At 42.9% G+C, this 26,843-nt stretch carries 27 protein-coding genes; 22 read left to right on the plus strand and 5 right to left on the minus strand.

The features are described from left to right. Nucleotides 1-87: 87 nt before the first annotated feature. The 10 genes from DFP79_RS04415 (at nt 88) to DFP79_RS17870 (ending at nt 7,184) form a co-directional block, all read left to right on the plus strand. Nucleotides 88-891 carry an ABC transporter ATP-binding protein gene (locus tag DFP79_RS04415; protein ID WP_208111388.1) on the plus strand — a complete coding sequence of 268 codons (804 nt, stop codon included), beginning with the start codon at nt 88-90 and terminating at the stop codon, nt 889-891. Next, the gene (mlaE, locus tag DFP79_RS04420) at nt 888-1,670 is read left to right on the plus strand and encodes a lipid asymmetry maintenance ABC transporter permease subunit MlaE (protein WP_133502718.1); all 783 of its coding nucleotides are present in this window, start codon (nt 888-890) and stop codon (nt 1,668-1,670) included. Before DFP79_RS04415 ends, mlaE begins: the two co-directional genes overlap by 4 nt. A 2-nt stretch (nt 1,671-1,672) precedes the next feature. Then, nucleotides 1,673-2,134, plus strand: coding sequence for an outer membrane lipid asymmetry maintenance protein MlaD (gene mlaD / locus DFP79_RS04425; RefSeq protein WP_133502719.1), 462 nt, complete (start codon nt 1,673-1,675; stop codon nt 2,132-2,134). Then, complete coding sequence (locus DFP79_RS04430; protein ID WP_133502720.1) at nt 2,134-2,748, plus strand: MlaC/ttg2D family ABC transporter substrate-binding protein; 615 nt, start codon at nt 2,134-2,136, stop codon at nt 2,746-2,748. The genes mlaD and DFP79_RS04430 overlap by 1 nt, the downstream gene beginning before the upstream one ends. A gap of 13 nt (nt 2,749-2,761) precedes the next feature. Then, nucleotides 2,762-3,034, plus strand: a complete 273-nt coding sequence (locus tag DFP79_RS04435) for a hypothetical protein (protein ID WP_133502721.1) — start codon at nt 2,762-2,764, stop codon at nt 3,032-3,034. A 99-nt stretch (nt 3,035-3,133) separates the two neighbouring features. Further along, nucleotides 3,134-3,370 carry a BolA family protein gene (locus DFP79_RS04440; RefSeq protein ID WP_133502722.1) on the plus strand — a complete coding sequence of 79 codons (237 nt, stop codon included), beginning with the start codon at nt 3,134-3,136 and terminating at the stop codon, nt 3,368-3,370. A 20-nt stretch (nt 3,371-3,390) separates the two neighbouring features. Beyond that, a complete protein-coding gene (gene murA / locus DFP79_RS04445) occupies nt 3,391-4,653 on the plus strand; it encodes a UDP-N-acetylglucosamine 1-carboxyvinyltransferase (RefSeq protein ID WP_133502723.1) in 1,263 nt (420 codons plus the stop codon). 2 nt (nt 4,654-4,655) lie between these two features. After that, nucleotides 4,656-5,297 (plus strand): ATP phosphoribosyltransferase, encoded by a 642-nt coding sequence (gene hisG, locus DFP79_RS04450; RefSeq protein ID WP_133502724.1) that lies wholly within the window; start codon nt 4,656-4,658, stop codon nt 5,295-5,297. A 3-nt stretch (nt 5,298-5,300) separates the two neighbouring features. After that, nucleotides 5,301-6,611 (plus strand): histidinol dehydrogenase, encoded by a 1,311-nt coding sequence (gene hisD / locus DFP79_RS04455; protein WP_133502725.1) that lies wholly within the window; start codon nt 5,301-5,303, stop codon nt 6,609-6,611. A gap of 6 nt (nt 6,612-6,617) precedes the next feature. Next, a complete protein-coding gene (locus DFP79_RS17870; RefSeq protein WP_166637634.1) occupies nt 6,618-7,184 on the plus strand; it encodes an SRPBCC family protein in 567 nt (188 codons plus the stop codon). A 35-nt stretch (nt 7,185-7,219) separates the two neighbouring features. Here the strand turns inward: DFP79_RS17870 and DFP79_RS04465 are convergent, their stop codons facing one another. After that, nucleotides 7,220-8,266, minus strand: a complete 1,047-nt coding sequence (locus DFP79_RS04465) for a S1C family serine protease (RefSeq protein WP_133502727.1) — start codon at nt 8,264-8,266, stop codon at nt 7,220-7,222. Between the two features lie 15 nt (nt 8,267-8,281). Here DFP79_RS04465 and DFP79_RS04470 point away from each other — a divergent pair, with 15 nt between their 5' ends. Beyond that, complete coding sequence (locus DFP79_RS04470; protein ID WP_133502728.1) at nt 8,282-9,043, plus strand: Nif3-like dinuclear metal center hexameric protein; 762 nt, start codon at nt 8,282-8,284, stop codon at nt 9,041-9,043. 81 nt (nt 9,044-9,124) lie between these two features. On the opposite strand, the gene DFP79_RS04475 is transcribed toward DFP79_RS04470, so the two are convergent. Then, nucleotides 9,125-9,571 (minus strand): ZapG family protein, encoded by a 447-nt coding sequence (locus tag DFP79_RS04475; RefSeq protein ID WP_133502729.1) that lies wholly within the window; start codon nt 9,569-9,571, stop codon nt 9,125-9,127. A 126-nt stretch (nt 9,572-9,697) separates the two neighbouring features. Here DFP79_RS04475 and zapE point away from each other — a divergent pair, with 126 nt between their 5' ends. The 8 genes from zapE (at nt 9,698) to DFP79_RS04515 (ending at nt 15,836) form a co-directional block, all read left to right on the plus strand. Continuing rightward, complete coding sequence (gene zapE / locus DFP79_RS04480; RefSeq protein ID WP_133502730.1) at nt 9,698-10,807, plus strand: cell division protein ZapE; 1,110 nt, start codon at nt 9,698-9,700, stop codon at nt 10,805-10,807. Nucleotides 10,808-11,016: 209 nt separating this feature from the next. Beyond that, a complete protein-coding gene (rplM, locus tag DFP79_RS04485) occupies nt 11,017-11,445 on the plus strand; it encodes a 50S ribosomal protein L13 (protein WP_013660955.1) in 429 nt (142 codons plus the stop codon). Nucleotides 11,446-11,459: 14 nt separating this feature from the next. After that, a complete protein-coding gene (gene rpsI / locus DFP79_RS04490; protein ID WP_133502731.1) occupies nt 11,460-11,852 on the plus strand; it encodes a 30S ribosomal protein S9 in 393 nt (130 codons plus the stop codon). A 211-nt stretch (nt 11,853-12,063) separates the two neighbouring features. Further along, the gene (gene petA, locus DFP79_RS04495; RefSeq protein WP_133502732.1) at nt 12,064-12,663 is read left to right on the plus strand and encodes a ubiquinol-cytochrome c reductase iron-sulfur subunit; all 600 of its coding nucleotides are present in this window, start codon (nt 12,064-12,066) and stop codon (nt 12,661-12,663) included. After that, nucleotides 12,632-13,885 (plus strand): cytochrome b, encoded by a 1,254-nt coding sequence (locus DFP79_RS04500; protein WP_424960639.1) that lies wholly within the window; start codon nt 12,632-12,634, stop codon nt 13,883-13,885. Before petA ends, DFP79_RS04500 begins: the two co-directional genes overlap by 32 nt. Before the next feature lie 4 nt (nt 13,886-13,889). Next, nucleotides 13,890-14,660, plus strand: a complete 771-nt coding sequence (locus DFP79_RS04505) for a cytochrome c1 (RefSeq protein ID WP_166637635.1) — start codon at nt 13,890-13,892, stop codon at nt 14,658-14,660. A 95-nt stretch (nt 14,661-14,755) separates the two neighbouring features. Then, entirely contained in the window at nt 14,756-15,388 is a 633-nt protein-coding gene (locus DFP79_RS04510) for a glutathione S-transferase N-terminal domain-containing protein (protein ID WP_133502734.1), read from the plus strand. Nucleotides 15,389-15,455: 67 nt separating this feature from the next. Beyond that, nucleotides 15,456-15,836, plus strand: coding sequence for a ClpXP protease specificity-enhancing factor (locus DFP79_RS04515; protein ID WP_133502735.1), 381 nt, complete (start codon nt 15,456-15,458; stop codon nt 15,834-15,836). Nucleotides 15,837-15,903: 67 nt separating this feature from the next. On the opposite strand, the gene cysK is transcribed toward DFP79_RS04515, so the two are convergent. Next, entirely contained in the window at nt 15,904-16,869 is a 966-nt protein-coding gene (gene cysK / locus DFP79_RS04520) for a cysteine synthase A (protein ID WP_133502736.1), read from the minus strand. A gap of 263 nt (nt 16,870-17,132) precedes the next feature. On the opposite strand from cysK, the gene hrpA reads away from it, so the two are divergent. The 3 genes from hrpA to DFP79_RS04535 all read left to right on the plus strand — a co-directional run bounded on the left by hrpA (nt 17,133) and on the right by DFP79_RS04535 (nt 24,447). Continuing rightward, nucleotides 17,133-21,023, plus strand: coding sequence for an ATP-dependent RNA helicase HrpA (gene hrpA, locus DFP79_RS04525; protein ID WP_133502737.1), 3,891 nt, complete (start codon nt 17,133-17,135; stop codon nt 21,021-21,023). 13 nt (nt 21,024-21,036) lie between these two features. After that, nucleotides 21,037-21,861 carry an MlaA family lipoprotein gene (locus DFP79_RS04530; RefSeq protein ID WP_133502738.1) on the plus strand — a complete coding sequence of 275 codons (825 nt, stop codon included), beginning with the start codon at nt 21,037-21,039 and terminating at the stop codon, nt 21,859-21,861. 285 nt (nt 21,862-22,146) lie between these two features. Continuing rightward, nucleotides 22,147-24,447, plus strand: a complete 2,301-nt coding sequence (locus DFP79_RS04535) for a putative bifunctional diguanylate cyclase/phosphodiesterase (protein ID WP_133502739.1) — start codon at nt 22,147-22,149, stop codon at nt 24,445-24,447. 38 nt (nt 24,448-24,485) lie between these two features. Here the strand turns inward: DFP79_RS04535 and DFP79_RS04540 are convergent, their stop codons facing one another. Continuing rightward, nucleotides 24,486-25,688: a PQQ-dependent sugar dehydrogenase gene (locus DFP79_RS04540; protein WP_133502740.1), complete on the minus strand. Its 1,203-nt coding sequence runs from the start codon at nt 25,686-25,688 to the stop codon at nt 24,486-24,488. Nucleotides 25,689-25,884: 196 nt separating this feature from the next. Further along, entirely contained in the window at nt 25,885-26,835 is a 951-nt protein-coding gene (gene tal / locus DFP79_RS04545; RefSeq protein WP_133502741.1) for a transaldolase, read from the minus strand. Nucleotides 26,836-26,843 lie beyond the last annotated feature (8 nt).

Below are 26,843 nucleotides of genomic sequence, written 5' to 3' on the forward strand. Positions count from 1 at the left end.
CAAGCAACATAAGTGTTATGTGCTTTTAATTTGAGAAGTCAGGATGCTACTATTTAAGTAATAGGTTTAAATGGAAGTGCTAAAATAGTGAAAAACGCCTACGTTGAAATAAATAATCTGTCTTTCGCTCGGAAAGAGAGGGCCATCTATGAAAATGTGTCTCTCAAAATTCCGAGAGGAAAAATTACGGCCGTTATGGGGCCAAGTGGTACAGGGAAGACCACGCTTTTACGTCTGATAGCCGCTCAACTCCATCCTGATAAGGGGTCGGTGTTAGTCGATGGTGTGGACATACATAAAGCAAATCGGTCTGCGCTGTACGAGACGCGTAAGAAAATTGGCATGCTTTTTCAAAGTGGCGCATTGTTCAGTGATATGTCCGTATATGAAAATGTTGCTTTTCCGCTGGAGGAACATACCGATTTATCTGAAGATATCATTAAAGACATTGTTTTAATGAAATTGCAAAGTGTCGGCCTTAGAGGGGCGATTGGGTTGATGCCGTCTGAACTTTCTGGCGGGATGGCGCGTCGTGTTGCTCTGGCCCGTGCTATTGCGCTTGATCCAGAGCTTGTATTATACGACGAACCGTTTGCTGGGCAGGATCCGATATCGAAAGGTGTGCTTGTAGAGCTAATTCAAAAGCTCAATAAAGCCGTAGGTATTACATCTGTTCTTGTGTCTCATGATGTTGAAGAGTCTCTTTCAATCTCTGATCATGTGTGTATTTTGTCTGGGGGAAGTGTTGTCGCTCAGGGCTCTCCTGAGGAAATTAAGGCCTCTAACGATGAGCGAGTTGTTCAATTTTTAAATGGTCAAGCCGATGGACCTGTTCCTTTTCATTTTCCTTCTGGCAGTTTTCAAAGCGACTTGATGGGGGATTCAAATTGAGAAAAGTTCGCAACATTGGACAAACTTTGTTTGATCAATTGGAATCGATAGGTCGAGCCGGGATATTTCTATTTCAGACGCTTGTTAGAAAGCCTGTTAGATGGGATGAAGGTTGCCGACTTCTTGTTAACCAGGTCTACTCGGTTGGCGTATTGTCTTTGGTAATTATCGTTGTTTCTGGTTGCTTTATAGGGATGGTTCTATCGCTTCAAGGTTATACGATATTGGCGAAATTTGGATCAGAGCAGGCGGTTGGGCAGTTATTGGCGCTTAGCCTGCTGAGAGAGTTAGGACCCGTTGTTACGGCTTTGTTGTTCGCAGGGCGAGCAGGTTCAGCATTAACGGCTGAAATAGGCTTGATGAAAGCAACAGAGCAATTATCAAGTTACGAAATGATGGGGGTTGATCCGCTTCGTCGTGTGATTGCTCCGAGGTTCCTTGCTGGCATGATTTGTATGCCATTGCTTTGTTTGATTTTTTCCGCGACAGGTATTCTGGGAGGAATGCTTGTATCTGTACATTGGCTAGGTGTCTATGACGGCTCATTTTGGTCTTTGATGCAGCAATCGGTCTATTTTGATGTCGATGTCTTCAATGGGATTATTAAATCGATATTCTTTGCATGGGCAATTACTTGGGTTGCTGTATATCAGGGCTTTGAGTGTGAACCCACTTCTGAGGGTATTGGTAAGGCGACAACGCGTACAGTAGTGTTAGGATCTTTAGCTGTCCTATTTCTTGATTTTATTCTAACAGCGGCAATGTTTGGGGACTTTTAGACATGCGAAATAAACATACGGAATTATTGGTTGGTATTTTTATAGTATTGGGTATCGCAGCGTTTGGCTATTTAGCCATTCAGGTGAGTGGCCTCGCCTTTTCCGATAAAAAAGATACTTATACTGTTGTTGCCCGCTTTGATGATATCGGCGGACTTACTGAGCGCGCTAAAGTGACTATTGCTGGGGTGACGGTAGGAGAGGTCGAAAGCATTACTTTTGACAAAGAGTACTTTATGGGGCTCGTCAGTATGTCCATTCACAGTGATATTGACAATATCTCGACAGACAGCTCTATTGCGATTTTAACCAGTGGTTTGCTGGGTGAAAAATATTTGGGTATTACCATAGGCGCTGAAGACGATGTGCTTAAAAATGGGGATGAAATTTTTGACACCCAATCAGCACTTGTTCTTGAGAATCTAATTGGTCAGTTCTTGTTTAAATCTGATGAGGAAGAATAATGAACTATGTAGTTAGGCTCGTTGCGCTTTTATGTGCGCTATCTGTTCAAGGAGTGAGCGCTGCCGCTCACGAAGGGGCTAGGGAGGCTGTGTTAGCGGTTGTTGATCAGTTTAAAGTGGAAATTGTAGATAAGAAAGAGGTTTTGGCGAATGACCCGGGAGCTCTTTATTCTACCGTTTCTAATGTGTTGGAGCCCGTTATAGATTTCAATGATTTCGCTAAAAAGGTAATGGGCAAATACTACAGACGCACATCTAAAGAGCAGAGAGTACGATTTTCTAGTGTCACTAAAGATACTTTGATTAATACGTACGGTTCTACTTTACTTGATTTTGACCCAAGTGCAATTAATGTTAAACCGCTTTCAGCGAATCAGCGCGGCAAAGAAACAAAGGTAGATGTGAGTTTTAAAACCGACGACGGCACGGCAATAGATATTGCATTTTACATGGCGAAAAACAAAGTTGGGAATTGGCAGCTAAGCAATGTCATTATTAATGGTATAAACTTTGGTCTGACTTTTAGAAAGCAGTTTGGCGTCATGATGCAAAAGAATAAAAACAATTTGGATGCAGCAATTTCTGCTTGGGAAGATTCTTTAGCGTCTAAGTAACAGGGTTATTAGTATGAAAATGACTGTTGAATCGGACAAAATTGTCTTCTCAGGTGTTTATTCACTTGAGTCGATAAAAGAATACTCAGAACAGATTAATAGTGGAAATCACGCGCCAAGCACCATTGATGTATCGGCGCTTATAGGTGCTGGAGCGCCTTTGTTTGCCTTGTTTTTGCAGGTGGTAAAAAAGAGTCGAGTGCTTTCTGTTGTAGGTGCTAGTGTAGAGCTGATTGATATGGCAAAACTGTATGGCGTGGATCAAGTTCTTACATTTGAGGCCTAGAATAGGTATTTCTGTGTCCCATCTACAAAAAGTTGGTTAATCAACGATTGTTTATCGTGTAGAATCAACAAAAATCAAAAATACTATTTTGGAGTGAAAGTGAACGCAGGCGAAGTGAAAGCGTTGCTAGAAAGCAAAATTGAAGGCTGTCAGGTATATGCTGATGGTGAAGGTTGTAATTTTCAATTGGTCGTCGTTAGCGATCATTTTGAGGGGTTGAATACTGTTAAGCGTCAACAACTCGTATATTCTCATCTGCAAGATGCCATTTCCTCAGGCGCAATTCATGCTGTTACCATGAAAACATATACATTGGCTCAGCATAGTCAGCTATAACCTTTTTCACGAGAAGTTCAATGGATAAATTACAAATAACCGGCGGCAAAGTGCTGCGCGGTACGGTGCGCGCTTCTGGTGCTAAGAATGCGGCACTTCCTATTCTGGCGGCAACATTGCTGACCAAAGATGAAATAACGATCCGAAATCTGCCTCATCTCCATGATATTACAACCATGCTCGAATTGTTGGGTTCAATGGGGTGTGGTGTCGTTGTTGATGAGCGCATGAATGTTCAGTTAGATGTATCCACTCTTAATAATTGCGAAGCGCCTTACGAGCTTGTCAAAACGATGAGAGCGTCTATTTTGGTGCTAGGGCCATTATTAAGTCATTTCGGTAAGGCAATCGTGTCTCTTCCTGGTGGTTGTGCTATCGGCAGTCGACCTGTTGATTTGCATTTGCGTGGCCTTGAAGCGATGGGTGCAACAATTGTTGTTAAGAACGGTAATATCGTGGCGACTGTCGAAGACAGATTGAAAGGCGCTCGAATTTTCTTTGATAAAGTGACAGTAACTGGAACAGAGAATTTGTTGATGGCCGCAGCGTTGGCAGATGGCCAAACTGTACTTGAAAACTCAGCAAAAGAGCCTGAAGTGGTTGATTTGGCGGAATGCTTAATCAAAATGGGGGCGAAAATCACGGGGCACGGTACAGATACTATCGTGATCGATGGTGTTGAGAGACTTCATGGCACTAATTATTCAGTAATGCCTGACCGGATTGAAACCGGTACTTTCTTAGTTGCTGGTGCAATTACAGCAGGTAAAGTCAAAGTCACTGAAACCGACGTTAAATCGCTTGAAGCGGTAATTGCCAAGCTGGAAGAGGCGGGTGCAAGCATCGAGACAGGGGATGATTGGATTGAGTTAGATATGCAAGGCAAGCGTCCTCAAGCAGTCAATATTAGCACGGCACCGTACCCAGCATTTCCCACCGATATGCAAGCGCAATTTGTTGCACTTAATGCTGTAGCAACGGGTGTTGGTCGTGTAATCGAAAATATATTTGAAAACCGCTTTATGCACGTTAATGAAATGGTGCGTATGGGAGCGGATATTGAAGTTAATGGTAATACGGCGATCGTCAAAGGTACAGAAGGTTTAAAAGGGGCGCCTGTTATGGCGACTGACTTGAGAGCATCTGCGAGTCTTGTTTTGTCTGCACTTGTCGCTGAGGGAGACACTAAAATCGATCGTATTTATCATATTGATCGTGGGTATGAGTGTATTGAAGAGAAACTCGGGGCGCTGGGTGCACGCATTTCAAGGGTTGTGAACTAATTATGAAAGAAACTTTGACGATCGCTCTTTCAAAAGGGCGGATATTAGATGAAACGCTTCCTTTCTTTGAGAAGGCGAATATTCTTCCTTTAGAGGATATGAAAAAAAGTCGAAAGCTAATTTTTGACACAAACCATCCTCGTATCAAATTAGTTCTTTTGCGCGCAACCGATGTTCCAACCTATGTCGAGCACGGTGTTGCTGATTTCGGTGTTACCGGAAAGGACGTATTGATGGAGGCGGGCGCTAAGAATCTTTATGAGCTTTTGGATCTGAATATTTCTAAGTGTCGTCTGATGACAGCAGGTGTCGTAGGTGAAGAACTCCCAAATCGCCGACTAAAAGTTGCGTCAAAGTTTTCTAAAACAGCAAAATCTTATTTTGCTGAACAAGGTATTCAGGCAGACGTTATCAAGCTTTACGGTGCGATGGAGTTAGCTCCTATTATGGGATTGGCAGATCTAATTGTTGATATTGTCGATACAGGAAATACACTAAAAGCCAATGGTTTGGAAGCGCGTGATTTGATTGCAAATATAAGTACCCGTTTGGTGGTTAATAAAGCCGCTTACAAAACAAAGTACGAGCAAATTCAACCCATTATTGAAATGTTACGAACAGCGGTTCAGGTAGAGGGGGAGTAGGGAATGAAGTTGAATATTAGATCATTTTCTGCGGCTCAAAGTGGATTTAGAGCGGAATTAGATGCATTGCTGGCTTGGGATTCTGTGTCCGATGCTGGTGTGCAAAAAAGCGTTGAAAATATAGTCTCTACTGTACGGGCTAATGGTGATAAAGCACTCATTGAATTCACAAATCAGTTTGATCGACGCACTGTTCAGCATTCTTCAGAGCTTGAGTTAAGTCGAGCGGATTTAGAGGCCGCTGCTAAGAGAATTGATCCTAGTGTTTTGGAAGCAATTCAAAAAGCGGCTGAGCGAGTTCGATTGTATCATGAAAGGCAAATGGATGGTCAGCGTTCATGGAGCTACACTGAAAGCGATGGAACGGTTCTAGGCCAGCAAGTGGTTCCTTTGGATCGCGTTGGTGTGTATGTGCCTGGCGGTAAAGCGGCATACCCTTCCTCTGTACTTATGAATGTTATTCCTGCTCATGTTTCAGGAGTATCGGAAATTATCATGGTGGTTCCGACACCAGATGGCGATGTGAATGATATCGTCATGGCGGCTGCCTTTGTGGCTGGTGTGACGCGCGTGTTCACTGTCGGTGGTGCTCAAGCTGTAGCAGCTTTGGCTTATGGAACGGAAACTATTCCTAAAGTTGACAAAATTGTTGGTCCTGGAAATATATACGTAGCGACTGCAAAGCGGATGGTTTTTGGTGCTGTTGGTATAGATATGATAGCGGGTCCATCTGAAATTTTGGTCGTTTGCGATGGAAAAACGGATCCAAACTGGATTGCAATGGATTTGTTTTCTCAAGCAGAGCATGACGAAGATGCACAATCCATCTTGATTTCTCCTGATGCGGGCTTTATTGAAAAAGTGAAATCCGCGATGGAAACGCTAATTGAAGATATGAGTCGCAAAGATATCATTAAAGCGTCATTAGAGGGGAGAGGAGCTTTCATCCATGTCTCTGATATGGAAGAAGCCGTTGAAATAGCTAATATCGTTGCAGCGGAGCATTTGGAATTATCAATAGAGTCTCCAGAAGACTGGCTACCAAAAATTAGGCATGCAGGTGCGATATTTATGGGGCGTCATACACCGGAAGCTTTGGGTGATTATTGTGCTGGTCCTAACCATGTTTTGCCGACATCTGGTACGGCTCGCTTTTCATCTCCTTTGGGTGTATATGACTTTCAAAAACGCAGTTCTTTGATTAATTGCTCTCCTGAAGGGGCAAGTGAGCTTGCTAAAATTGCCTCACCCTTGGCTAGAGGGGAATCTTTGGAAGCACATGCTGTATCCGCAGAATATCGTATCAAGGATTGATTATTGATGCTTGAAGTGCGACCGGGTAGCTTTTATTACCAACTGAGAATGGTTATGCGCTATTTAGCCATAGCCATTTTAGTTGCATTCTTAATTGGTTTGTTTTTGCCTGCAACCTATACGATTAATCGTTCTATTGTGATTGACGCGTCTCGCAGCGATGTCATGGCTGCGCTGAAATCGGTAGAATCAATTCGTGATTGGATGTATGTGAAAAATGGCCGGATTGCCCCTAAGGGTGATATGCCCTTGTCTGGAGGTGAGCTTTCACCCAATCAGGTACTAGATATTTCATATGATGCTGAAGACAGGGCGGGACAACTCACAATGGTTTCAGTTTCTAATTCTGGCATCCAGTTTGACGTTATTCCTCGTAAAGAAGCGTCGGTTGTAAGTAATGCTATCCAAATATCGAAAACGGATAGCGGTATACTTGTTACATGGACGGTAAATGGTGAGTTAAATGCAGGCCTGTTTAGCTCATATATCGCTATGTTTGCAAATAACATAGCAGGGCAAAATTTTGAAATCAGTCTTAAAAATCTTAAAAGCCTTGTAGAGCAACGTTCTTAGCCTGCATTTTTTTGTTTTTCATTGTAGAGCTTAGGTTATGTGCCGATAGTCGGTTGCTCTTCTAGTTTTATTTTCGTTTGATAAGATTGGGTGCCCCGAATGCCAATGACGGTGATCACATCGCTTGGTTTCAGTGAACCGACATAAGACTGGGTTGTTTTGGCTTCTAGCGTGTCGTTTCCATTGATGTTTATAATGACATCCCCTACCTCTAGTCCTGCTTTTTGAGCAGGGCTAAGTGGTACTACGTTCGTCACCAATAAGCCTTTTTTAGTTGCTAGACGAAAGGTTGTAGCGAGAGCAGAATTTATTTGTTCGACTTCAATACCTAGATAACCACGAGAGACTTTTCCTGATGTTATTATTTCATTCATGATTTTTATAGCATCATTGATTGGAGTTGCAAATCCAATCCCTTGAGATCCACCAGAGCTGGAATAGATTGCTGAGCTAATTCCGATTAGTTGGCCTTTCATGTTAATGAGGGCGCCGCCTGAGTTGCCCGGGTTAATTGCTGCATCTGTTTGCAAAAAATTTTCATAGGTATTTAGGCCGACAGTATTGCGCCCTTTAGCGCTTATGATTCCAGCAGTGACTGTTTGTCCGATGCCAAATGGATTTCCAATTGCTAATATTTTATCGCCTATTCGCAATTCATCACTGTTACCCAATGGTAAGGTGGGAAGGTTTGAATCGTCGATGCGAATAACGGCGAGATCTGTCGCAGGGTCGCTTCCGACTAGCGTTCCTAATAGCTGCCTTTTGCTAGGTAGCGCAACAATAATGTCGGTCGCGCCTTGGACAACATGGTGGTTTGTTAGAATATAGCCTTTTGGGCTAATAATTACCCCAGATCCTAAGCTCGATATCACTTTTCTTTGTGGTTGATCGGAAAGAGGGTTGGATGGTGTGCGGCTGCGGCTAGTATAGATATTGACAACGGCGGGGCTGGCTTGGGCAGCTGCATCTGCGTAGCTATCTACCTGTGTCGTATGTTTTAATTGCCATAAAAGTGTTGCCAAACCACAGCAAATGCCGACTAGAATATAAATAATCCAATATGAATAATGCTGACGTTTCATTTATAAGGAGTTACCTTGCAGCGAGTTGAATTTGAAAAACGGTTAAAGATGTTGTTAAACCCGCAACTGTTTCGTGATTATGCACCGAACGGGTTGCAAGTCGAGGGTAAGGATACCATATCAAAAGTCGTTACAGGAGTAACAGCGTCGCAAGCGCTTATAGATAAAGCGGTTGAAATGAAAGCGGATGCATTGGTTGTTCATCACGGTTACTTCTGGAAAGGAGAGGCGCCAGAGATTACCGGAATGAAATATCGTCGTATCAGTGCGTTGATAAAAAATGATATTAATTTATTTGGTTATCACTTGCCGATGGATGCTCACCCCATCTATGGGAATAATGCGGGTCTTGCGGCCTCATTAGGTTTGAACGAACTTGAGTCTCTGGAGCAAGGTAAGCCGTTGGCTGAGTCTATTGGTTTAGTGGGAAAGTTGCCCGACTCAGAGTGTTGCGCTGTATTTAAAGAACGTATCGAAAAAGCGGTTGGACGCGATGTTCTTTTTGAGAAAACGAGTGATGCTTTGGTCCAGCGTGTGGCATTGTGTACAGGTGGAGCTCAAGGATATATAACAAAGGCAGTGGAGTTAGGCGCGGATGTATTTATCACGGGTGAGGTGTCTGAAAAAACGATCCACGAAGCACGTGAGTTAGGGATACATTTTGTTGCGGCAGGTCATCACGCGACAGAGCGCTTTGGTCCAATTGGAATGGCAAAGTTTATTTCTGAAGAGCTCGGCATAAACGCAGAGTTTGTAGACATTGATAACCCAGCTTAGTGGTTATGGGGATTTAACGGTCAAAAAAAGAGGCATTCGCCTCTTTTTTTATTTGTCTCTTTCTATTTGTACATGTTCGCGCTAAACGCTTCTTGTTGGTTCTAGTTCAGAAGACTTAGTTTTTAATCCGTAGCCCTCTGTTAACATTCCTTCAGAGCGTTCCTCTTTAGAGGCGTAATCTTTTGGTGGTTGCGCGACAACAGGAATCTCTTCGTCAGGCTCAGAGGATTTAGGTTGAGCTGAAATCGTAGTGGCGCTTAAGTGCTCAGCTCCAGTGGTTATACTCTTGCGAAGCTCTGATACGCGCTTTTCTAGCATGATCAGTTGTTCATTGGTTGCTGTGAAATAGTCATCTACCATGACTTGCTTGCGATCGAGTTCTTGCTGTATCGAATTAACAGTAAGTCCTTGCGACGTTGCGCGATTTTGTGCGCCTTTTTGTGAAATGTTTTTTGCAATTATTGCAACGATAAAGCCTAAAGCGGCCCCAGTTAAAAATACGATGATATCGAAAACTTCTAAGTTCATGACTTACTCCCAAAAATCATTAAGTAGATTATAGCCGAATTGGAGTCCGGGTAGTACAGATAAAGCTTTAGTTTACGTATGATTTTGTTAGAATTTATACCTTCATCAAATCAATGATATAGAATAATGACTCCTTTATCTCGCTACAAAGAAGACCTTACCCGTCCGGATTTTAATTATGATCCAGCTCAAGAAGAAGCTGTTGAAGCATTGCAAGAGCTGTTTGACAGACTTGTAAACAAACCAAAAGTAAAGCGTGACAAAGGAGCAGGCCTATTTGGACTGTTTAAGAAAAAGCAGCCTGAAATAAAGGTGGAGACAGGTCTCTATTTTTGGGGCGGTGTGGGTCGAGGAAAGACCTATTTAATGGATTCCTTCTTTGAGTGTTTACCTACAGAGCGCAAACTTAGACTCCACTTTCACCGTTTTATGCAAATGGTTCATCAAGAACTTCGTAAGCTAGAGGATACAAAAAATCCTCTAGAGGTCGTTGGGAAGCAGATATCAGAGAAAGCGGAAGTGCTTTGTTTCGACGAGTTTTTCGTTACTGATATTACCGATGCGATGATTCTAGCGGGCTTGCTCGAGCAGCTCTTCCTAAACGGAACTGTTTTGGTCGCGACGTCTAATATAGAGCCGGATGGGCTATATATAAATGGCCTTCAGCGCGCTCGGTTCCTACCCGCAATTGATTTAGTTAATAAGCATACTCGCGTATTAAATGTTGATGGCGGTGTGGATTATCGCTTGCGAACTTTGAAGCAGGCGAAGTTGTATCACTTCCCATTAGGGGAGTCAGCGACCTCATCGCTAGAAGAGCGCTTTAAAAGTTTGGCGCCGAATAGTGGCAGTACAGAAGAAGGTGGGGCCATTGAAATTGAGGGGAGAGACATACCTCTGATCAAGAGTTGTGAAGATGTTGCTTGGTTTGACATCAAAGCTTTGTGTGATGGGCCTCGTAGCCAAGTGGATTACATCGAAATTGCGAAGCTATATTCGACCATCATTATTTCTGATTTGCCTCAGTTTGACGTTGCGCGTGAAGATATGGCTCGTCGCTTTATCAATCTAGTTGATGAGTTCTATGACCGTCACGTAAAAGTTATTTTCTCCGCCGAGGTCGCGATACCAGACATTTATCAGGGAACTCGTTTGTCATTTGAATATGATAGGACGGTTTCTAGATTGTTAGAGATGCAATCTGAAGAATATTTGTCGTTAGAACATAGGCCGTAACGGTCTTGTGTTAACGGCTTGCTTTAATATAAGTGGAAATAAACGGGATATGGGGCTTTTTCTTAAAAGGGCTTTCTAATGCTGCGTATTTTGAGTATAATTCGCACCGCTTATTTTTGAGCACGGTAAGTTAGTGAAACATTCAATTCACTAACCAATAATAATAGGTATTGACATGCTACAAGCATGTATATAACAGGGTTTTTTTAATGAAAACTTTTACAGCTAAACCTGCTGAAGTTCGCCGCGACTGGTTCGTGGTTGATGCTGATGGCAAAACTCTAGGTCGCTTGGCTACCGAAATCGCTCGCCGTCTACGCGGTAAGCATAAAGCTGAATACACTCCGCACGTTGACACTGGTGATTACATCGTTGTTATCAATGCAGAGAAAGTACGCGTTACTGGTAACAAAGCAGCTGCGAAACAATACTACCGTCACACTGGTTACCCAGGTGGCTTGCGTTCAATGAATTTCGAGAAGTTGATTGATCACGCTCCTGAGCGTGTTCTTGAACTTGCCGTTAAAGGTATGTTGCCAAAAGGCCCTCTAGGCCGTGCAATGCACAAGAAAATGAAAGTGTATGCTGGTACTGAGCACCCACACACTGCTCAACAGCCTCAAGAACTTAACATTTAATACGGAAGGTCAATATGTCTGCTACTCAATACTACGGTACAGGTCGTCGCAAAACGTCTACCGCTCGTGTGTTCCTTAAAGCCGGTTCTGGTAACCTAGTTATCAACAACCGTTCTATTGATCAGTACTTCGGTCGTGAAACTGCTCGCATGGTTGTTCGTCAGCCACTTGAGCTTGTTGAAGCAACTGAAAAGTTTGACGTTTTCATCACTGTTAAAGGTGGTGGTATTTCTGGTCAAGCTGGTGCGATCCGTCACGGTATCACTCGTGCGCTAATGCAATATGACGAAACTCTACGTCGCACTCTACGTTCTGCAGGTTACGTTACTCGTGACTCTCGTGCAGTTGAGCGTAAGAAAGTTGGTCTACGTAAAGCTCGTCGTCGTCCTCAGTTCTCTAAGCGTTAATATTTTCGCTTTCGAATTTCGAACAAACGCCTGCAATTGCAGGCGTTTTTTTTTGCTCTTTTTTTAGTGAATGATGATTTTTGAATCATGAGTTGTATCATTCTTAGTGGTAGGAAGTGAGTGTTGGGCAAATTGAGGCGTTTGAGTACAGTAGTATCCAGTATATAATTCAGACGGAATATTTTTTCATGGAGAATGGAGTTGATTAGTCGTGTCTCGACATTTAAAACAATCTTCGCGTAGGCGTTTTTTAGTTGGGGCTACGGGTGTCATGGGGGCTGCGGGTGTCGTAGGGGTCGCCACTCCTTTTGTTTGTTCATTAGCTCCGAATGAAAAAGCAAAACAAGTTCGGGCGCCAATAAAAGTCGACGTTTCCAAAATCGAGGTCGGCGCAATGGTTACGGTTGCTTGGAACGGTTTACCTATATGGATTCTAAAGCGAGATAAGCAAAGTCTATTGTCGCTTAAAAAACATGAGGCATTGCTTGCCGACCCCGACTCAATCGATTCGATTCAGCCCAAAAATACAAAAAACACTTTTCGATCTGTTCGCTCTGATATCGCTGTTTATATCGGTCTATGTACTCATTTGGGGTGTACGCCTAAGTATCGTCCTGAATTGTCGCCAATTGATCTAGGCGAAAATTGGCATGGAGGTTTTTTTTGCCCGTGTCATGGATCTAAGTTTGATCTCGCAGGTAGGGTGTACAAAAATGTGCCCGCACCAACTAACTTAGAAATACCGCCTTACCGCTTTATTGATAACGATCTTCTTGAAATTGGGTATCGTGAGGAGAGTGAAGGTGTTTAATGCTTTAATGAATTGGTTTGATCAGCGCCTTCCTATATTGTCTTTTTTGCGTAAGCATCTTTCCTGTTATTTTGTGCCGAAGAATCTCAATTTCTTATACGTGTTTGGAATATTTGCATTGGTTATGTGTTTTAGCCAGCTGATAACGGGAATATGGCTGGCGATGAGTTATACGCCGACGACGAGCGAGGCATTTGAGTCAATCCAATATATTATGCGGGATGTGAATTTTGGATGGCTTATTCGGCATATGCATACAACGGGGGCTTCATTTTTATTTGCGATTTTATACGTTCATATTTTCAAAGCCATGTTATATGGCTCCTATCAAAAACCGCGTGAATTAGTTTGGTTATTCGGTTGGCTGTTATTTGCTTTGTTTTCAGCTGAGGCATTTACTGGCTATTTGCTTCCATGGGGGCAAATGTCTTACTGGGGAGCACAGGTAATAACCTCCTTGTTCGAAGTGATTCCATTTGTAGGAGACAGCATTGCTCAGTGGGTGAGAGGTGACTATACGGTTTCAGAAATAACCTTGAAGCGGTTCTTTGCATTGCATGTTATTGGCTTTCCAGTGTTGATAGGGTTGTTGTTATTTCTTCATATCAGCTCATTGCATCATGTGGGGTCAAATAACCCTAAAGGTGTTGATATAGCGTTAAAGTTGGATGGTAAGGGGAAGCCTTTAGATGCTATTCCATTTCACCCTTATTATACGGTAAAGGATTTATTTTATGTTTTGTTAATGCTTGGGTTGTTTGCTGCTGTCGTATTGTATGTGCCCGATTTTTGGGGGTATTTTATCGAATCAGATAACGCGCTTCCCGCTAATATTTTAAGCACGCCTGATCACATTGCACCGTTGTGGTATTTTGCGCCATTTTATTCTATTTTGCGGGCAGTGACTTACCCTCTTTTTGGTATAGAAGCTCGGTTCTGGGGGGCTATGCTGATGTACCTTTCGATCTTCTTGCTTGCATTGTTGCCGTGGCTTGATCGAAGTCCCGTCAAGTCTTTGCGTTATAAGGGTAAGGTAAGTAAGTTTATGTTTGGATTATTCGTTATAAGCTTCGTCTCGTTAGGTGTCTGTGGTGTTATGGCGATGAATGCTACAGCGTTATTCATTGCTCAAGTATCCTCACTGATCTACTTTTCGTATTTTTTATTGATGCCTTGGTTTACGAAATTTGAACAGTGCCAAAATGTGCCGGACAGGGTTTAGTTGCGTGAAGGTATTAGACGATAGTGCAGTACGTTTTGTTGGTAACATATTTCTGCTTATGGGGTTGATGCTTTTTTCGTCTGTTGGTTTGGCGAGTCAAGCTAAGCCTTATTATATTGGTGAATATGAAAAAAACACCGATCGAGATTCGATAGAACGCGGTTTTGTAACTTATATGCAATTCTGTGCGAGCTGTCATAAATCAGAGTATGTCAGGCATCGACGAATTTCTGCTGATTTGGAGATTCCTTGGGAAGAGTATAAAGAAAAGTGGCTAGGTGGTGCGGGTAATTTACCAGTATTTCTTTCTAATTCTTGGACGTCAGACACTGCAAAAGAAGTTTTTGGTGTTGTCCCCCCTGATTTGAGCCTCATAGCGGCTCAAAAAAGTCCTGATTGGTTGTATCGCTATCTTCATTCGTTTTATGCCGACAGCAGTCAGCCTCTAGGGAGTAATAACCTATTGGCTCCTAATGTAAAGATGCCGAATGTTTTAGCCTTCATGCAAGGTGTAATTGAGAAGCAGAGTTGTGTGAATGGTGATCAGAAAGGAGCTGATCAATGTATTACTTTGGTTAAAACAGAGCAAGGGGTCATGGAAGATCACGAGTTTAGTGCAGCTATTCAGGATTTGACCAACTTTTTTGTCTACTTAAGTGAACCTAGTCGATTAGAAGCTGAATTGCTGGCGCCAAAAGTGTTACTATTCATATTAGTTTTTTGTTTGATCGCTTATCTGCTCAAGCGCGAGTTTTGGAAGGATATTCCTAAGTAAAAACTTTGTATGCGCTTTTTGTGTGGGAAGGCTTGAATAAATTGTTTTGTGTCCCAATTAAAGGGATTCCATTGGTTTTTATATAGGGGTTTTACATGGGTGTGATAGCCAAACGCTCTTCCATGACATTTTTCTCTGACGGAGAAGATCATTATAGCCATCGTGTGCGCATTGTTTTAGCTGAAAAAGCGGTAACAGTGGAAATTATTGACGTTGACCCTTTCAACAAACCTGATGAGCTTGTGGAAGTTACACCTTACAACGAACTTCCAGCATTGGTTGATCGTGATTTGTCTCTATATGAGCCAAATGTAATGATGGAATACTTAGATGAGCGCTTTCCTCATCCGCCACTTCTGCCAGTATACCCAGTTGCACGAGGTGAAAGCCGTCTTTACATGTATCGCATCCAACGTGATTGGGCGGTTCTTGTTGATCTAATTTTGACAAGTAAGAGTAAAGAGGCGGTAGAAAAAGCTCAAAAGGAGCTTCGTGAAAGCCTAATTAATGTTTCTCCTATTTTTGAAGAGAAGCCTTACTTTATGAGTGATGAGTTCACAATGGTTGATTGCTGCCTTGCTCCAATCTTGTGGCGCTTGCCTGTACTAGGTGTTGATATTCCTCAAGAGCAAGCGAAAGGTTTATACAAATATATGGACCTTGTGTTTTCTCGAGAGTCTTTCAAAGAAAGCTTGTCTGAAGCTGAACAAGAAATGCGTCTAGACTAGTCGTTTTCAAATTCTTTATATTTGTAAAAGGGGCTTATGGCCCCTTTTTTGTTACAGAGGTTAAAGTATGATTCCAAAGCGCTCGTATTTATTGAATGCAACATATGAGTGGATAGCTGACAACAACATGACGCCTTTTTTGTTGGTGGATGCTGAGCATGAAAAAGCGGTTGTTCCACAAGAGTTTGTTCAGGATGGCCAGATAGTGCTGAATATTAGCATGTCTGCTGTACGAAACTTGCTTATGGATAAGGCTGGAGTTAGCTTTGAGGCACGATTTGGCGGCAAGCCAATGCAAGTGTATGTTCCTATTGAGGCATCGTTAGCGCTCTATGCGAAAGAGAGTGGTGACGGGCTTGTGTTCCCAGAAGAAGTGTTTGTTACGGAAGAGCCTGAACCTGAACCACCTAAACCTGAGAAGGGTTTTCAGCTTAAAGTTGTGAAGTAATAAAGCCAACAATAAAAAAGCTCAGCAATGCTGAGCTTTTTTATGTCGCCAGTTTTTGGTTAACCGACTATTGTACCAATTCGTTGTCGGAAAATTCGCCTTCAAACAGGGCAGTTGAAAGGTAGCGTTCACCCGAATCTGGCAAGATAACAACTATTTTTTTGTCAGAGAACTCCTCTGACTTAGCTAGCTTTTCCGCTGCTGCAACGGCTGCGCCACATGAAATACCACAAAGGATGCCTTCTTCTTTCATTAGACGTTTTGCCATTTCAATTGCATCTTCGTTTGAGACTTGCTCAACGCGATCGACCATTGATAAATCCAGATTCTTTGGAATGAAGCCTGCACCAATACCTTGAATCTTATGCGGCGCAGGAGTCGGATCTTCACCGTTAAGCGTTTGTGTGATGATAGGTGATGCAGTTGGCTCAACAGCAACGCTGGTAATGGCTTTTCCTTGGGTGTTTTTAATGTATCGGCTTATTCCTGTAATCGTTCCGCCTGTACCAACGCCAGAAACAAGTACATCAATTTCTCCATCTGTATCTTTCCAGATTTCGGGCCCTGTCGTTTTTTCATGGATTTCTGGGTTGGCAGGGTTATCGAATTGCTGTAACAACACAAAATTCGGGTCTTCCGCTATTTCTTTTGCTTTTTCTATCGCGCCTTTCATACCTTTAGCGGGTTCTGTGAGCACTATGTTTGCGCCTAACGCTTTCATCACCTGACGACGCTCAAGGCTCATACTAGACGGCATGGTAATCGTAATGGGGTAGCCGCGAGCTGCTGCGACGAAACATAGCGCGATACCCGTATTACCACTGGAAGGTTCAACGAGAGATTTTCCTTCTGTTAAGACGCCTCTTTTTTCAGCATCCCAAACCATGTTTGCACCGATTCGACACTTTACAGAGAAGGCTGGGTTTCTCGATTCGAGTTTGGCCCAAATGTTTCCATTTCCGATACGGTTCAATTTTACAAGCGGTGTGTCGCCAATGGTTAGCGAGTTGTCATTAAAAACTTTTTCAGACATGGCCTTTTTCCTCTGTATGTTTGTTCTCATTATGATGGGGTAGGTCGGAGTATTTTCAATCCAACGTAATGATAAAAATAAGCAAATAGTCAAAAATTACACTTGTGTAAATGACCTTAGAACGGCTTTTTGTTTAAGAGCTGCGCATAACCGACGTTCCGCTATCCCGTCTGCTCGCTAAATCAGGTAGAATATTGGTTAATTACAGTTACTTATAAAGGGCGCATTAAACGTGCGTACTTTTATGATATTAGGGTCTAGCATTGCATACAGATATACAAGAAAAGTTGATGGCAAAAGACCGTTATGCCATTCAACGAAAAATCGAAACGCTGTCTAAACGAGTTTCCGAAAATCTCCCTGTTGATAAAGCTCAAAGCGAGCTTAACAACATGATAGAACGCTCTCGCTTAGCTTACGAAGCACGTGAATCCTCAATCCCCGATATTAAATACGATGAGTCATTGCCAGTTGCAGCCAAAGCAGCAGACATCGTTAAAGCGATTCAAGAAAACCAAGTTGTTATTATTGCCGGCGAAACGGGATCGGGAAAGACGACTCAGCTGCCAAAAATGTGTTTGCAAGCGGGTCGAGGAATAGCAGGCCAAATAGGCCATACTCAACCTCGGCGAATTGCTGCTCGTAGTGTGGCAGAACGTATTTCCGAAGAGCTCAATGTCGAGCTTGGAACTGCCGTCGGCTATCAGGTTCGATTTACTGATGAGAGCCAAGAGACAACATTAGTTAAACTGATGACAGACGGGATTCTGTTAGCAGAGATTCAGCAAGATAAATTTCTTCAAAAATACGACACTATAATTATTGATGAGGCGCACGAGCGCAGTTTAAACATCGATTTTTTATTAGGGTATTTGAAGCGAGTGCTTAAAGCACGTCCTGATCTCAAAATCATAGTAACGTCTGCAACCATCGACGTAGAGCGGTTTTCTAAGCATTTTAACGATGCGCCGGTTTTCGAAGTGTCGGGCAGAACTTTTCCAGTTGAAATTCGTTACCAGCCTCTGTTGAGTAAATCCGATAATCAAGAATTGGATGAAGATCAAAGCATGGAGCAGGGAATATGTGATGCTGTGTCTATGCTTATTGAAGAAGAAAGGCAATCGGGATACCGAGGCGCGGGGGACATCCTCGTCTTCCTTCCGGGCGAACGAGAAATACGTGAGACAGCAGAACAGTTAAGGCGCGCGGAGTTTAGAAATACAGAAGTTCTACCGCTGTACGCGCGCTTATCGAGCTCAGAGCAACAGCGTGTTTTTAAAACCCATGGTGGACGCCGTATTGTATTATCAACAAACGTTGCAGAAACCTCTTTGACCGTCCCAGGAATTCGCTATGTGATTGACCCAGGGCTTGCACGGATAAGTCGTTACAGTGTTCGCTCGAAAGTACAACAACTGCCGATTGAAAAAATCAGTCAAGCAAGTGCAAACCAACGTGCAGGTCGTTGTGGCCGAGTTGCGGAAGGTATTTGTATTCGATTGTACGAAGAAGCAGACTTTCAAAATCGTAGCGAATTCACAGACCCCGAAATTTTCCGCACAAACCTTGCATCCGTAATATTGCAGATGGCAAATCTGCGCCTTGGTGCTGTTGAAAAGTTCCCATTTGTTGAAATGCCAGACAGACGGCTTATCAATGATGGCTACCAAGCGCTGAAAGAATTGGGAGCGATCAAGAATGAACGCCTCACTCAAACAGGTAAGCAGCTTGCGAAGTTGCCGATCGACCCTAAGTTAGGCCGCATGCTAATTACGGCTAATGAGCTTGGTGTGTTAAAGGAACTCTCCGTTATTGTCAGTGCGTTGTCTATACAAGATCCTCGCGAACGCCCACAGGAGAAGAAAACACAGTCAGATCAAGCGCATGCCGTTGATAAAGACCAAGATTCTGATTTTATTGTACTGCTTAACCTTTGGGAAAGGTTTGAAACGCAAAGACAGGCGTTGTCACAGAATCAATTAAGACAATTTTGCCGTAAACAGTTTTTGAACTTCTTAAGAATGCGAGAGTGGCGAGACATCCACCGACAAATATTGATTGCATGTAAACAGCTCGGCTTTAAGGAAGTGGTAAGAGAGGAGCGGGATTACGAATCCATTCATAAGTCACTGCTTGCAGGGTTGTTCACGCAGGTCGCGAACAAAATGGAAGACAGCAAAGAGCTATTGGGTTGCCGCTCGCGTAAATTGTCTGTTTTTCCGGGGTCTGTGTTGTTTAAGAAGCCACCTCAATGGATTATGGCAGCAGAGTTAGTTGAAACGACTAAGCTGTACGCCCGAATGGTTGCGAAGATTGACCCCAAATGGATCGAAGAATTTTCAGCACCTTTCGTTAAAAAACAGTATTTCGACCCTCGCTTTGAGCGCAATCAAGGGCGCGTCATGGCGAGCGAACAAGTTGCGTTATACGGATTGGTGATAGTGCCAAAACGTCGTATAGATTATGGGCAGGTGAATCCTGAAGATGCTCGTGACGTATTCATTCGCCAAGGCTTAGTTGAACGAGAGTTACGTTCAAAATCAGCATTTTATCGTCACAATAATAAGCTGATGGACGAGATTGAAAGTCAGGAGGCGAAACTCAGGAAACGGGATATTCTGGTCGACGACGAAGTCGTTTATCAGTTTTACAATGAGAACATTCCTGAAAACGTTCGTAACCAAAAAGGCATAGAGTTTTTCGCTAAAGAGACTCCTAACGCCTTAATGATGAGTAAAGAATATCTGGTTAACCAAAATGTCACGGTCGATGAGTATGCTTTTCCTGATAACTACCTATTAAATGGCGTCCCTTTACCTATTGATTATCAGTTTGACCCGGGTAAAACAAAAGATGGAGCGACGCTTAAGGTGCCAGTGGGGCTGTTGCGTCAACTTAGTTTAGACGACCTAGGTTGGGCTGTTCCGGGCTATATTAAAGAGCGTTGTGAGGCACTCATTCGTGCGTTACCCAAAGCGTTGCGTCGACGATTTGTCCCCATCCCTCAGTTTGTGGATCGAATATACCCAAACCTCTCAAAAGAGAAAGGCGCATTGTTAGAGCAACTGAGTCTGCAAATTAAGCGTGAAACGTTAATTGATATTCCGTTGAATGAATGGATAGAAGAAAAACTTGATGCTCATTTGACGCTTAATTTAGAAGTCGTTGATGAGCGTGGGAAGGTTCTTGGATCGGGTAAGCATTTAGCAGAGCTTCAGGACCGGTTTTCAGAGCTGGTGGATCAAAGCTTTGCAAAGTTTGGAACGGAAAAACACGAGCAGGTAGGATTGACGCATTGGCCCGATCAAAACGTACCAGTGCGCAAAGAAATTAAACAAGCAGGCATTGCTGTGACAGCGTTTCCTGCGCTGACAAGTTCAACGAGTGGAGACGCTGTATCGCTGAAAATGTTCGACGATGAGCAGACGGCGCTAGAAGAACACAGAAAAGGTGTGATTGCTCTGCTAAGATTGACACTAAGTAAAGATGTAAAATATTTACAGAAGAATTTGCCTCATATTAGAGAGTCAATGCTGATTTTCTCTCCGATTGGAAAGAAAGAATTATTATTAGACGACCTAATTAATGCCATACTGAATAAAGTGTTTCTTGACGGACGCAGCCTGCCAAGAACGAAAAGCGAATTTGAAACCGTTGTTACCGGCAATAAGGGGTCGCTAATCCTTACAGCCAACGAGATGGCTGAGCAGCTGTATAAAGTGCTGAATTCTTATCAAAAAGTCGCCAAAAAGATGAAGGGCAGTATTCCTTTGCCTTGGACTAGAGTGTATGGGGATATTAGTCATCAGCTAAAAAGCTTGATTTACCCTGGGTTTATCGGGGATACGCCTTTGTTTTGGATGTCTCAGCTCCCTCGATATTTTAAAGGGATTGAAACGAGACTGGAGCGTTTCCAAAATCATTTGAATAAAGAAAATGCGTTAGTGGGTCAATTAGAGGGATTTTGGGCTCAGTATGAACAGCAAAAACAGGCTCATGAGAAAAAAGGGATTTATGATCCTGAGCTGACGAAATATCGTTGGACGCTCGAAGAATATAGGATTTCATTGTTTGCTCAAACGGTAGGCACTCTTGAACCGATATCGGACAAACGATTAAATAAACAATGGCAGCTAGTAAAAAAACTTGTATAGGACTGTTGCGCCAATGAAAACACGGTTTGCATTTTTACGAGAACTTAAAAAGGTATTGTGGATTGTCGGATTTGCCATAGGGGCAGGTTCCTCCTACGCAGAAACGACACCAGAGGATCCTTGGGAAGGCTACAATCGAACAATGTCGAGCTTTAACGATACGCTTGATAAATATGCTTTGAAACCACTTGCAGAGGGCTATGATTATGTCACCCCTAGCCCCGTTCAGCGTGGCGTTAGCAACTTTTTCAATAACCTTGGTGAGGTAGGGAATATAGCCAATAACCTATTTCAAGCCAAATGGGATGCAACGGCAGCATCAACATTCCGATTCTTAATTAACAGCACGGCGGGTTTTTTGGGTATCTTTGATGTGGCCAGTGAAATGGGTCTTGAGCGCCAACCTGAAGATTTTGGTCAAACACTTGGATACTGGGGTGTGGGGTCTGGCCCATATTTAGTGCTGCCGCTACTTGGGCCTTCAACTGTTAGGGATGCCACTGGCACCGCAGTGGATTATTTTAACTATGATCCTATAGAGCTATTAGACCCAACGACAGACGAATATTGGTCAATAAAAGCCTTAGGTATCGTCCAGATTCGAGCAAAATTATTATCTTCTGAGCGTTTAATATTTGGTGATCGGTATACTTTTATTCGTGATGTTTATCTCCAAACTCGACAGGCAGCAGTGTTGGACGGCCAAGTCGAAAGACCGACTACCGAAGAAGCTAATGAAGAAGATGGCAGTTGGGGTGACGAAGCTGATGACAGCTGGGGCGATGAAGACAGTTGGGGTGGAGAAGACAGCTGGGGTGATGAAGGTGAAACCTATTAAGCTTTGATGCTCTCGTTTACTGTTTTTTTTAAGGCTAAGAAACAAATTACAACAAACTATTACTTTCGAAATTATTCATGGCTTGTAATATAACTGAAGTATATAACGCATACAGCAATGTAATAGTTTGTTATTTAGATCATTGACTTAGATAACTACGTCCAATTATGAAGGATCATTAATTACTTGCTATTTTTGCTTAAAAGTTAAATTGATTATTTTAAGACGCGCTTAGTGCAAAAGAGATATAATCAATACAAATGAAACATATTCAATCGGGAAATTATGACCCTTACTAAACGCCTAATCATGCTTGTACTGCCTGTTCTTATCATAGGATTTGGTAGTGCAACTTGGGGTGTGTTTTCTGCTCAAAAAAGTTCGTTAATTGAACTTGAAATGTCGAAGTTGAACTTCAACTTGCTGAACCTTCGTTATTCCATGGAAGAAGATATTTATTTTGCCACTGGAATTATGTCCATGCTGACCGAAAAGCATGAAATTCTAAATAGTAATACACTAAAGAAAAACTCACTTACAGAGCTTGTTGAACGCTACACGAGTGACGTTGCGTATCGGCTGACTGGTGAGATAGCACTTTACATCCTAAATCAAGACGGGGCCCCCTTATACTCCTATAGAAGAACGCGTCAGGGTGATAGCCAAGTAGATTGGGTTGTCGAGAAGCTACGACAAGATGCCAATGCGATTGGTGATTTAGATAACTTTGAAGTATTTACTGGGCCAAAAGGGCAACATGTTATTCTTCATTCTCATTCTCTTGATGCTTCATCACCGCATTCAGGTTTAACGGCTCTTTTCGAGCACGCGCGATATGTCTTTGTCACCATAAGTATACCTGAATTTGACAGTGCCCTAGAAAATCTCAATAGCAAATATGGGGTAGAAGCGTATGTTACAAAATCAAGTTCATCTGCTCCATTAACGGTTTCTATGCCCATGCTTGCGGGTGGGTATGTCAATATTGAGTTGACTAAGAGTTACATAGATAAGCAGCTTACGACCTTCTTTTATTGGTATCTAGGCGCTGGAACGATAGTGGGACTATTAACCTTCTGCGTTCTGCTGTTCTTAATAAAGCGCTACATTATTCAGCCCATTGGGACGCTAGATCGCCAACTTTCTCTTGTAATGTCAAACAGGCAAGAAAATATTATTCAGCCAACTGGGCAAGATGAAGTCAGCCGAGTCGGTATCAAGTTTTTCCAGCTTTACGAGCAACTTAATCAGAATCTTCAGGCATCTCGTGATATGGCCGTTACGGATGCATTGACTATGTTGCCAAACCGAGTTCGTTTCCATGAGTTTGCTAAAAAAGCGCTAACAAGAAGTAGGTCTAAAGGTGCGTTTTTATCGCTCATCTATATTGATTTGGATAACTTCAAGTTTGTAAACGATCGCTTTGGGCATGAGGCGGGGGATGAATTGTTAGTCGAAACGTCAGTTTCATTCTTTGAGTTGATTAAAAAGAACGGTACGCGACGATATGGCTCTATGGTGTCTCGTTTATCAGGGGATGAATTTGCCATAGTGCTTTCTCATACTGAGCTTGAGGAGCGTGAAGAACTTGCTAAGCGTATAGTCGATCTATTCGAAGGGGGCTTTCAGACAAACCGTTACCGTATGCCTGTATCGGCAAGTGTTGGAATTGCGACCTTTCCACAAGATGGTGAAGAATTACGCGGTTTGATCGCGAATGCAGATATGGCGATGTACCACGCAAAGCGTTCTGGTAAAAATCGATTCGACGTTTATTCAGAGAACATCGCGCAAGAAGCACGCAGAACCAAGGCAATTGAAGATGCTTTAAAATTCGTAGACTGCGATAAAGAGTTTTCATTAGTGTATATGCCGTATACCGATCGAGACGGAAAAGTCGTTGGTGTTGAGGTGTTAATTCGATGGTTCTCTCCATCGCTTGGCGTAATACAGCCAGATGAATTTGTACCGATAGCTGAACAAACTGGAAGTTTTGCCAAAATTGATGGTTGGGTATTTGAGAAAGCTTTTGAGCAAGTCGCATCGATTAGAGCACTATTGAACGACGATATTGTAGTGTCGGTGAATGTTTCCGCAGCGGAACTTGGAAGACCGTCTTTAGTGAGCCGTTTGGTTGAACTTCAAAAACAATTCAATTTGCCAGCAGGTGTGATCGAGCTTGAAATCACCGAGACATTTGGTTACTTCGAAGTGAAACAAGTATTGGAAGTGCTGGAAGATCTAAGATCAGCCGGATTTGGTATTACCATTGATGATTTCGGTATAGGGTATACTCCGCTCTTGCAAATGATTGACTATCCAGTAGACAAAGTAAAACTCGACAAAGCCTTAGTTGAGCGTATTACTCACGCTGATTATAAAATGCTATTAGAACCAACGATTCAACTTTGTCATTTGCAGAATATTACTGTCACGGCGGAAGGTGTAGAAAACGACGTTCAGCATCAATACCTGCATCGATTTGGTTGTGATTATTTCCAAGGATACTGGCTTGCTGCCCCAATGTCGTTGAGCGATTTAGGGCAGTGGTACCGAAATTATAGTGGTGACACGCGCTTAGGTTAGTGTGATTGGCTAATTTAAGAGTTGATTTGTCAAAGTGTTTACCGGGTTAACCTTAAGAGTTTTCCTGAATCAGTTGTTACAATCAAAGACGAATCGGGTGCCTGAATAATACTTCTAAATCGTTCATTTAGATCGCGTAAATAGCGTTTTTCCTCAGCGACGTTATCCTGACTATCAAATTTCAGTCTGTTTATGTGACGCAGAGCAAGAGCGGTTGATATAACATCACCGTTCCATTCAGAAAACATCTCGCCTCGGTAAACAATGAGATCGCTTGGCGCTATAGATGGCGTAAATTCTTTTTTTGCGTCAAGCACTCCTTCCTTCCATGTTCCTTCTCCGACACTTTTTAACGACCAATACTCTTTACCGTAAGAGACCGTTGGCCACCCATAGTTTCCGCCTTTTTTGATTACGTTGATTTCATCTCCGCCCCGTGGTCCGTGTTCATTCGACCAAAGTCGTTGAGTGGTGCGGTCATAAAATAATCCTTGAGGGTTTCGGTGACCATAGCTCCATATTTCAGCTTTTGCGTTTTCTGAGTGATAAAAAGGGTTATCCTTTGGAACGCTTCCATCGAGTTTCAATCGAATAGTGCTCCCCGCATGGCTCGACAAGTTTTGAGCGTTATTTCTAATGCCTCTGTCTCCTACTGAAATATAAACATGTCCATCGTTATCAAAGGCGATGCGTGAGCCAAAATGTACGGTTGAGTCAGATCCTGTATCTGCAACGAACAAAGTTTCCCAATTTACCAGTTGGTCTTTGTTTAGTTTCGCACGCCCTAGTGCCGTGGTGAGGCTCTTAGGAGTTGTGGTTGAGTATGTTAAATAAACCCAAGGCGATGTTGCCTCCGTCAAGGCGTTTTCTTCTTTGTAGACTGCAACGTCTAGTAATCCGCCTTGGCCGATATTGATGATACTCGGCAATCCTTCTATAAACTGCGCTTTGCGAGATTTTAAATCGACCTTTGCCAACTTCCCGCGTTTGAGGGAAACGAGAAGGGTGTTTTTGTCTAAAAAAGCCGTACCCCAGGGTATGTCATTAAATCGAATAAGCTCTTCAACCAAGGGTAAATTGGCGGGTGCCTGCTCGTTTGAACTAGGCGAACTGAAAGCGCTGGCAGGCGTTAAAACAAGCGGTGCTATTAGGAAAGTACAAAGTAATGTCCTAATGCTTCTTTTGTACGAGCAGTCGAGCTGTACAGTGTGAAGTTTAACGTTGAAATCGCAAGTAAGCATGGTATCTGCCTCGATGGACTTTGTGAATGAGTATAGTTGAGATCCATTCTAATCGTCGCGATTTATCGCATTCCCCCAATCTTACCTTAAGCTAGGAGAACAATTTTTTGTGCATGTCGGGAATGAGCCTAAAAAAAGAGCGGTTCCTCTCAAGAAGAATCGCTCTTTTTTGTGAAGTACGGCGGTGCGTTATAGCTTATAGCTTAGCAGACAGTACTTCTTCAAGTTTACGCTGGTCAACAGCAAAGTTTCGAATGCCCTCTGCCAGTTTTTCAGTGGCCATGGCGTCTTCGTTCATTGCCCAACGGAACGCTGATTCAGTAATCGCAGCAGGTGCAGCCTTCACATCATTGGTTGGAACCAATTTACGCGCTAATGCGCCTTCGTCTTTCTTCAGTTCTTCTAGCAAAGCAGGGCTAATGGTCAAACGATCACAACCAGCCAATTGCTCGATTTCACCGATGTTACGGAAGCTTGCGCCCATCACAACAGTCTTGTATCCGTGTTGCTTGTAGTAGTTGTAGATTTCCGTAACAGACACAACACCTGGATCGGTTTCCGCAGTGTAGTCTTGACCAGTGGATTTTTTGTACCAATCTAAGATACGACCCACGAAAGGAGAAATCAGGTAAACGCCTGCTTCAGCACATGCTTGTGCTTGAGCAAAAGAGAACAACAGTGTTAGGTTACAGTTGATCCCTTCTTTTTCTAACTCTTCTGCGGCTTTAATGCCTTCCCAAGTCGATGCAGCTTTGATCAGAATGCGATCGCGGCTAATGCCAGCGTCTTCATACAAGCTAACGAGACGACGAGCTTTTTCGATTGTTGCGTCTTTATCGTAAGATAGGCGAGCATCTACTTCAGTCGATACACGGCCAGGAACGTACTTTAAAATCTCGCAACCGATAATTACCGCCAACTTGTCGCCGGCATCGATAAGCTGTTGTGCCTTATCGTCGCTTTGTTCTTTCGCCCAGCTAACAGCCTGATCGATAAAAGGAGCGTATTCAGGGATTTGAGATGCTTTAAGCATTAAAGAAGGGTTTGTAGTCGCATCTTCAGGCAAAAACGCTTTAATCGCAGTAATGTCACCCGTGTCTGCAACAATGGTCGTGAATTCTTTCAGTTGGGATAGCTTATTACTCATTGCTTTAT

The organism is Marinomonas balearica, from assembly GCF_004362145.1.
Lineage (GTDB): Bacteria > Pseudomonadota > Gammaproteobacteria > Pseudomonadales > Marinomonadaceae > Marinomonas > Marinomonas balearica.